Source organism: Nocardiopsis listeri (genome assembly GCF_020741345.1).
GTDB classification, from domain to species: domain Bacteria; phylum Actinomycetota; class Actinomycetes; order Streptosporangiales; family Streptosporangiaceae; genus Nocardiopsis; species Nocardiopsis listeri_A.
The window spans coordinates 1-4864 of record NZ_DYZD01000433.1 but is presented as its reverse complement, the minus strand read 5'-3'; the positions used below and the strand labels follow the sequence as shown (position 1 = coordinate 4864).

At 67.5% G+C, this 4864-nt stretch carries 6 protein-coding genes and 1 pseudogene; 3 read left to right on the top strand and 4 right to left on the bottom strand.

What is annotated here, in order from left to right; all coding sequences use genetic code 11:
* Positions 1-180 (bottom strand): annotated as a pseudogene (locus K8V84_RS23375) (hypothetical protein); the annotation flags it as partial.
* Positions 181-273: 93 nt separating this feature from the next.
* Between K8V84_RS23375 and K8V84_RS23370 the strand changes: the two are divergent.
* Positions 274-624: a metallopeptidase family protein gene (locus K8V84_RS23370; protein WP_304078689.1), complete on the top strand. Its 351-nt coding sequence runs from the start codon at positions 274-276 to the stop codon at positions 622-624.
* A gap of 414 nt (positions 625-1038) precedes the next feature.
* Complete coding sequence (locus tag K8V84_RS23365) at positions 1039-2379, top strand: MFS transporter (RefSeq protein WP_304078688.1); 1341 nt, start codon at positions 1039-1041, stop codon at positions 2377-2379.
* Between the two features lie 144 nt (positions 2380-2523).
* On the opposite strand, the gene K8V84_RS23360 is transcribed toward K8V84_RS23365, so the two are convergent.
* From K8V84_RS23360 to K8V84_RS23350, 3 genes are all read right to left on the bottom strand, one after another.
* Positions 2524-2784: a PspC domain-containing protein gene (locus K8V84_RS23360; RefSeq protein ID WP_304078687.1), complete on the bottom strand. Its 261-nt coding sequence runs from the start codon at positions 2782-2784 to the stop codon at positions 2524-2526.
* Positions 2785-2968: 184 nt separating this feature from the next.
* Positions 2969-3574 carry a TetR/AcrR family transcriptional regulator gene (locus K8V84_RS23355; RefSeq protein ID WP_304078686.1) on the bottom strand — a complete coding sequence of 202 codons (606 nt, stop codon included), beginning with the start codon at positions 3572-3574 and terminating at the stop codon, positions 2969-2971.
* Positions 3575-3682: 108 nt separating this feature from the next.
* Complete coding sequence (locus K8V84_RS23350) at positions 3683-4303, bottom strand: hypothetical protein (RefSeq protein ID WP_304078684.1); 621 nt, start codon at positions 4301-4303, stop codon at positions 3683-3685.
* Between K8V84_RS23350 and K8V84_RS23345 the strand changes: the two genes are divergently transcribed.
* Complete coding sequence (locus tag K8V84_RS23345) at positions 4293-4511, top strand: hypothetical protein (RefSeq protein WP_369696660.1); 219 nt, start codon at positions 4293-4295, stop codon at positions 4509-4511. The genes K8V84_RS23350 and K8V84_RS23345 overlap by 11 nt on opposite strands.
* Positions 4512-4864: the final 353 nt, after the last annotated feature.

Here is a 4864-nt window from a genome sequence, read left to right as displayed (position 1 = left end):
CACCTGTCCGCCCAGAGCCAGGCCGAGCCAGCCGCCGAGGAGACCCGCCACCACGACGCAGCCCCAGCGCCACAGACGCCCGGTGCGCCATCGCGCGAAGGCGGCGCGTGAACGTCCGAGGCTCGCACGGGAGCGGTCGAGGGCACCACGGATGTCGAATGCGCGGATCTGTGACAACACACCCCCATCATGCCGTCGTCTCGGACCGTTCCCAATGCTTCATCCCGACCAGAGTGTTATGTCTCTTCCTCGCGACCACCCGAAGGCACCACAATGACGGGTGTGGTTGAACTGACGCGCAGGGACTTCGAGGAACTGGTGGCCGACGCCCTGGACCAGATCCCGCCCGAGCTCTCCCGACTGATGGACAACGTGGTCATCACGGTCGAGGACGAGTCTCCGGAAGGGCTGCTCGGGTTGTACGAGGGGATTCCGCTCACCGAGCGAGGCGACTCCTACTTCGGGGTGCTGCCGGACCAGATCTTCATCTACCGACGCAACATCTGCGCGATCGCGGAGACACCGGACGAGGTGGTCCACGAGGTGTTGGTGACCGTGGTCCACGAGATCGCGCACCACTTCGGCATCGACGACTCGCGTCTGACCGAGCTCGGTTGGGGGTGAGCGGCACCGGGGGTGTCTCCGGTGGATGTTCGTGTTCGGCGCGTCCGTCGTTCACGGAGCGCGACCCCCGCCCGGAGAATTCATCCTCTCATCGGAGGAGAACATCCCCGGAACGCCGTTCCAGGGGGAACACACGCCGTCGACGGAAAAGCCCGAGTGGAAAATTCCACCCGCACCCGACCGGCGCTCCGACCCACCCCACCCCTCTCCGCTTCGCATGGAGCAACCTGGGAAAACAATCCGCTTGTGGTCTCACCCGCACATCGCCGAATCCCATTCGGAGGCATTACCCGGAGCAACGAATCAGATACGAATTTCCCCGAACGACTTGCCAGGCCGCCCACCATCCGGAACCGTTGGTCATTGGGACACGACACAGCGTGATTTCAACCCTGTAACAGTAGGGAGTGCCCCGTGGGCAATCCGAGCATCGACGATGCCCCCGACAACGAGGACCACGAATCCTCGGCGGCTCAGGAAGCCCGGGAAGACGACTGGCGGAGCAGTTACCGCGACGTCATGGCCATCGGTGAGTTCCGCTCCATGTGGCTCGCCCACGCCCTGTCCGTGGTCGGCACCAACCTGCTGAACATCGCGACCTCGCTGCTGGTCTACCACGTGACCGAGTCCGCGTTCGCGGCCGGGATCACCCTCGCGCTGAACTTCCTGCCACCGCTGATCGGCGGCCCGCTGCTCTCCGGACTCGCCGACATCATGCCCCGCCGTCGGGTGATGATCGCCTGCGACGTCCTCAGGGCGGGGGTCATCGTCCTCATCGGCGTCCCGGGCATGCCGGTGTGGGCGATCTGGGCACTGATGTTCTTCGTGGTGCTGCCAGGGATCCCCTTCGCGGCCGCACGCGCCGCGCTGCTCACCCAGATCATCCAGGGCGATCGCTACGTCGCCAGCACCACGATCATCCAGCTGACCGCCCAGCTCGGCATGCTCCTCGGCCTCATCGCCGGCGGCGTGATCGTGTCGCTCATCGGTGCCAACATCACGGTGATGGGCACCGGCCTGTTGTTCGCGCTGTCCGCCCTGATCGTGCTGTTCGGCGTCCGGGCCCGTCCCCTGCCCGAACCGGAAGGGGGCTCCGGCGGAGCGGAGGCGCCCAAGCGCCCCGGCCTGCTGTCGATGTTCCGGGACGGCGCGAAGCTGGTCTTCACCGACGCCAAGCTGCGCACGCTCGTCCTGCTCGCCTGGCTCGCCGGGCTGTACGGAATCCCCTACGGCCTGGCCACGCCCATGGCCGACGAGGCCGGGGCCGGCCCGACGGCGACCGGGTTCATCATGGCGGGCGCGTCGATCGGCGCCCTGTTCGGCGGCCTGATCCTCACCCGCCTGGTGCCACCGCCGACGCGGATGAGGCTGCTCGGCCCGCTCGCCGTGCTGACGTCGGTGCCGCTGCTGCTGTGGTTCTTCGAGGCGCCCCTGTGGCTGATGGTGGTCGCCCTGGCCGTGTGCGGCGCGGCGGGTTCCTACCAGTTCGTCGCCAACGCCGCCTTCGTGCTGTGCGTGCCGCAGGAGGGGCGCGCACAGGCGTTCGGGCTCGCCGCCTCCGGCCTGCAGGTGGCCCAAGGGCTCGGCATCCTGATCGCCAGCTACTTCGTCGAATCCTTCGGCACCGGTCCGGTCATCGCGTGGGCCGGTGTGATCGGGGTGCTGGGCGCCGTGGTCCTGGCCGCCCGGTGGTCCCGGATGGCCGGTCAGACGATCGCCCGTATGGAGGAGACCGAGTCGGAGCGCTCCTCCTAGGAGGCGCGCGCGTCCCTACCGATCACTGTTCCGCCGCGCCGTGGTCCAAGACGTGGTCGCGAACCTCCTCGATCTCGTGATCCTCGCTCTGGCACCGGAGTTCCCTCCGGTGCCAGTCCGGGTGTGCCCTCAGGGTCCACATCATCAGTTCTGGCTCTCCTTTCCCTGGAAGTTACGGACGATCTGCTCCAGCAGCGATCGCTGCTCGCTCTGCGACGGCATGATCAGCCAGGCCACGATGTAGACGAACACACCGCTGAAGCCGAGCAGGGTGAAGACCGCGAAGAGGACGCGGACCAGGGTGGAGTCGATGCCCGTGTAGGCGGCGATGCCGCCACAGACGCCGGTCAGGAAACGGTCGGATTCGCTGCGCTGGAGTCGCTTGCTCCCGAAGTTCTCGCTCATGGTTCCAGCGTGCCCGTTCCTTGCGACAGTTCCCATCGGGGACAGCCCTGGGCGTCCCCTGACTTCCACCCCCGGTCCTCTGGGGGAGGGTCCTCACCGGGGCTAAAACCCCACGAATAGGACGAAATGGGACGCAAGGGCGTTCCGAGACCTGGGCCACAACCTCAGGAAAAAGGGACCGGGGTCAGTCGGTCGGGCCGAAGGCCTCGCCCAGGTTCACGAAGGCCTTCCGGAACAGGGCGCGCGCCGCCTCGATGTCGCCCGCGTCCCCGTAGGGGACCCGCTTCAGGGTGTGCCGGGTGACGGACATGGCCGCGCCGGCGATCACCTGGGACCGGAAGTCGTCCTCGGGGGCACCGCTGCGCTGGGCGACCGCGGTGGCCAGTCCCTGTTCGGCGCTGTGGAGACGGCCGAGGAAGACGGGCAGCAGTTGGGGTTCCCGGTCCAGGAGCGCCTTGCGCTGGGCCGCCTCGGCACGGTGTGCGGTGAGGTCACCGGGTCCGGCCAGGGAATTGATGAGGAGGTGGACGAGGTCCTCGGAGAAGTCGCCCGTGGGGCCGCCCATGATGAACTCCTCCCGGTCCGCCTCATCCGGGCTGATGGGGGCGTCGCCGATGAGGGCGTCCTCCTTGGTGGCGAAGTAGTTGAAGAAGGTACGGGCGGAGACGTCGGCCTCGGCCGCGATCTCCTCGACCGTCACCTTCTCCAGGCCCCGTTCCAGGGTGAGCCGGACCGCGGCGCCCTGGAGGGCGCGCCTCGTGGCCCGCTTCTTTCGCTCTCGCAGCCCCATACGGCCCTCCTTGCACACTGCTGATTTTTTCAGGCCGCGCAAATATTCTCAACGTGTATTTTTTCACTCGACCTCGCACACGTCGATGAACGTACACGACCCCGACGTTCATGGAGGTGCGATCACCTCCCCCTTCGCGGCCACCCGGTCCCTGCGACCGACCGAAGCGGGCGCCCGGCTCCTCGACCTGGTGGAACGGGCGATGCGTCGGCGTTCGTCGAGCACCCCGGCTTCGCGCGCCTGGACCAGCAGTCGGGCGTGCAGCCCCTCGTTCTCCCGGATGGTCTCGCGCAGTCGCCGCGCCACCTGTTCGCGTTCGGCGCTGCGCTGCTCGGTGACCTCGCCCAGGTGGCTGAACGCCACGACCATCACGACGATGGTCACCACGAACGACAGGCGCAACAGGAGCGGGCCCAGGGCGAAGGTCAGGGGCTCGCCCACGTACGCCTCGACGGTGGCCAGAGCGGTGGTGATCACCTTCGGGTACCGCCAGGCGCCCTTGAGGAACCGCCAGGAGTGCACGTAACCGATGAAGCCGAAGGACCCCGCGAACCAGGCGCTGAGCGCGCCGAGCACCGCGATCAGCGCGGCCATGAAGGCGATCGCCACACCCGGCCGCTCGACCCACCCACGCCGGTGGCCGCTCACCGTCCACACCAGCAGGGCGGTGAGCGCCACGAGGGCGAGTGTCCGCACGCTCGGCCAGGGCACGTCGCCGATGGCGAACACCACCACCGTGGCACGGGTCGGGGCCAGGACCCCGCCGGCACGCCTCGGCGACGTCCGGTCGGAGAGCCTCTCCGAAGGCCGCCGCGTCCGGACCCCGCACGTGGGTTCCTTCGACGACGAGGCGGGCGTTCTCCATCGAATGCACCACGAACTCGTCCCCGAGCAGGGCCTGCGCATGGTGGGCAGGCACCACGAGGTCCATCCGTGACTTCCGTCGGGTCGCCCCGAAAAACGGCGCACCATCCTTCGACAACCGGTGACCGTGTCGGCACCATGGGCCACGGGAGAATAGAGGGATCATCCCGTTCACCGTGGGTCCATCGAGCCGCCCATACAACATCCGACGGAATTCGACCATGGGGGTTATCGGTGAATTCTCTGGCCGGTACCGGTCACGGGAATTCATGACTCGACCCTTTGCGCGTCAAGCTTCTCCGTGTTCTTTTATGAACTGGTAAGTAATTAACGACCATCGCGAAGGACACCCATGACCAACATCCCCCGGTCGGGTCTGAACAGACGCACCCTCCTGCGCGGGGCCGCCCTCACCTCGGGCGCCGC

Excerpts from the sequence above, each read along its gene's own strand:
- K8V84_RS23345 (WP_369696660.1), top strand. The coding sequence starts at position 4,293 with ATGGCGAACACCACCACCGTGGCACGGGTCGGGGCCAGGACCCCGCCG.
- K8V84_RS23360 (WP_304078687.1), bottom strand. The coding sequence starts at position 2,784 with ATGAGCGAGAACTTCGGGAGCAAGCGACTCCAGCGCAGCGAATCCGAC.
- K8V84_RS23370 (WP_304078689.1), top strand. The coding sequence starts at position 274 with ATGACGGGTGTGGTTGAACTGACGCGCAGGGACTTCGAGGAACTGGTG.
- K8V84_RS23355 (WP_304078686.1), bottom strand. The coding sequence starts at position 3,574 with ATGGGGCTGCGAGAGCGAAAGAAGCGGGCCACGAGGCGCGCCCTCCAG.